The sequence below is a fragment of the Sphaerobacter sp. genome (assembly GCF_019683595.1).
In the GTDB taxonomy this organism is placed as follows: domain Bacteria; phylum Chloroflexota; class Chloroflexia; order Thermomicrobiales; family Thermomicrobiaceae; genus Sphaerobacter.
The window spans coordinates 1-2848 of the sequence record NZ_JADGHZ010000300.1 but is presented as its reverse complement, the minus strand read 5'-3'; the positions used below and the strand labels follow the sequence as shown (position 1 = coordinate 2848).

General features: G+C 64.7%; 1 protein-coding gene. It reads right to left on the bottom strand.

The window, feature by feature from the left end; genetic code table 11:
- A partial coding sequence (locus IRZ30_RS16860; protein ID WP_294086850.1) for a DEAD/DEAH box helicase family protein occupies positions 1–2534 on the bottom strand: 2534 nt, incomplete at its 3' end.
- Between the last annotated feature and the right edge of the window lie 314 nt (positions 2535–2848).

Sequence of the window (2848 nt, the reverse complement as noted above, 5' to 3'; positions counted from 1 at the left end):
GTCAGCATGCGCGTGCCGGAGCCGCGGACGCGCGACTTGTCCAGCGTCTCGTACGCCTGCCAGAGACGATCCGTCGTCCACTGGCGAGGCGGCGCCTGGATCGCGTCGGCCAACGCCTTGATGTCGGCAAAGCGCAGCCGCTGGCCATAGGGCCGGCTGTAGAGGATCTGGAGAGCGGTGATCTCATCCTTGTGCTCGATGATGAACTGCTCGAATGAAGTCGTCAGCTCACGCGCCCGCTCTCGAGCCTGGGCGTCGAAACCGGCCTCCAGCAGCGTGTCCTTGCTGACTACGTCGATCGTCTGCTCGTAGTGCCGGCGTAAGGAAACGAGCTGCTCGCGCAGAGCCGGGTTAGTCGCGATCGGCGCGGCAGCTTGTCGCAATAGCTCACGAGTGGCCTGCTCGAGCTGCTCCGGCGTCGGATCTTCTCCCGGGGGTAGCCCGAACATCGTGCGGGCCGCCTCGACCTGCCGATCGGGGTCGAGGGCATCGATGATCCCGCGGGCAATGTCCTGGAGGGTGTGCCCGCCCGCGCACTCGGCCAACCGTGCCTTGTCGGGTGCGCCCAGCTGGCGGTCAAGCCGGGCCAGACGACTGGCGAGCGAGGAGAGGAGGTCACGGTCGAGGCTGCCGAAAGCGACCCGCTGCAGCAGCGTCTCGAAGGACACGGTCGGCGCGCGCTCGAGCGGAGGGCTGTCGCTCAGCATCCGCTCCGTTACGCCGACGCAGTCGATCAGTACGAAGCGCGTCTTGCGCTCGGCGTCGGGAGTGACCGCCTTGAATTCGGTCTCGTCGATGACCCGCACGCCGCGCCCCTTCATCTGCTCGAAGAAGGTGCGGCTCTTGACCGCACGCATGAACATGACGATCTCGATCGGCTTAATGTCGGTGCCGGTGGCGATCATGTCGACGGTGACAGCGATGCGCGGATTGTAGCTGATGCGGAACGACTGGATCAGATCCTCGGGCCGGACACCGGTCGTCTTGTAGGTGATCTTCTGGCAGAAGTCGTTGCCCTTGCCAAACTCTTCGCGAACGATCTGGACGATCTCCTCGGCGTGGGCGTCGTCTTTGGCGTAGATGAGTGTCTTCGGCACGTGGCTGCGACCGGGGAAGATCTCGGTGAAAAGCCGGTCGCGGAAGGTGCGGATCACGGTGCGGATCTGATCGGGCGCCACCACCGCGCGGTCGAGGTCGGCCGCATCGTAGGTGAGATCCTCGTCAAGCTGCTCCCAGCGAGCTGCGCGGGTAAGGCGGTCACGCTTCTCGACGTACATGCCGGCCTCGATGGTCGAGCCCGTTTCGGTGATACGCGTGCGGATGCGGTAGATGTCGTGGTCGACGTTGACCCCATCCGCCACCGCCTGCGGGTAGCTGTACTCCATGACCAGGTTCTGATTGAAGAACCCGAAGGTCTGCTTCGACGGCGTGGCGGTCAACCCGATCAGGTAGGCATCGAAATACTCGAGCACCTGGCGCCAGAGGTTGTAGATCGAGCGGTGGCACTCGTCGATGACGATGAAATCGAACGTCTCGATCGGGACGTCTGGGTTGTAGACGACCGGAACCGGCTCAGGCACCAGCCCGGAGGCGGTGTCGAAGTGGGAGCCCTCCTCCAGCGACGGATCGAGCTCCGGCTCGCCCTTGAGGATCGAGTAGAGCCGCTGAATAGTGGTAATGACGACACGGGCGGTCGGATCGATCCGGTTCGTCCGCAGGTGCTGGACGTTGTAGAGCTGAGTGAAGGTACGGCGGTCGTCCGGCGGGACGTAGGCATCAAACTCCTTCTTGGCCTGTGTCCCGAGGTTGGCGCGATCAACCAAGAAGAGGATGCGCTGGGCGTCCGCGTACTTGATCAGCCGGTAGATCGCCGTGATCGCGGTGTAGGTCTTGCCGCTGCCCATGGTCATCTGGATCAATGCCCGGGGCCGGTCATCCGCGAGGGAGCGCTCCAGATTGCACACTGCCTGCTCCTGGGCGGGCCAGAGCCTGCCCGGGTCGAGGGGCGGCATGTTCCGCAGGCGGGCGCGGAGGGTCGTCACTGCCTGGTAACGCGCCGGATCCTCTGCAGCCCGCAGGATTGGCGACGCGACCGCGGCCTGAGCCGGCGGGGTGCCGCTGATCCAGGCGGCGAGCGTCTCCGGCCGGTGGAAGGAGAAGACACGGCGACTGCGCGGCTCGGGGTCGAGCCCGTTCGTGAAGCGCGTCTCGATGCTCGTACTCTGATAGAGGAAAGGCAGCGGCTTGACCAGCGTGTCGAGGTAATCGGGTAAGCCAGCGCCGTACTTCGCGGTCTGCGGCTCGACGCCGGTCAGCGTCGTACCCACGCGCTTGGCCTCAATGACGCCGACGGCCAAACCGTCGACGAAGAGGAGATAGTCTGCAACGCCATGGCCAGGGTTGAGTGGCACCTCGCGCACCGCCACCCCGCGGGCCGCGGCTAGGTTCACGGCGTACCGATCCTGTACTGCCCAGCCCGCCTTATCTAAGGCTGCGTCGATGTCAGCACGAGCGCGCGTCTCCGGCGTCGGCATGTCAGCTCTGTACTCCACTGTTGCAGCGATGCTCACGCCGGGATCACCATAGTGCCGCGAACCCGGCGTTATGACTAGTTGGCCGCTAGTATGCCAGCCTGGTGTACGTTCAGGCAAGGGATACGCGGTGCGGCGATAGAGCTCTGTAAGAATACCTGATCGACACGTCCAAGTGGCATCTAGAAGCACCCCTCACCTCCGGCCCCTCTCCCACAAGGGGAGAGGGGAGCACTACGGGTGACGTGTAACGACTGACGCGTGACGCATCACGCACGACATCCCCTCTCCCAACTTTGGGAGAGGGGGTCCGGGGG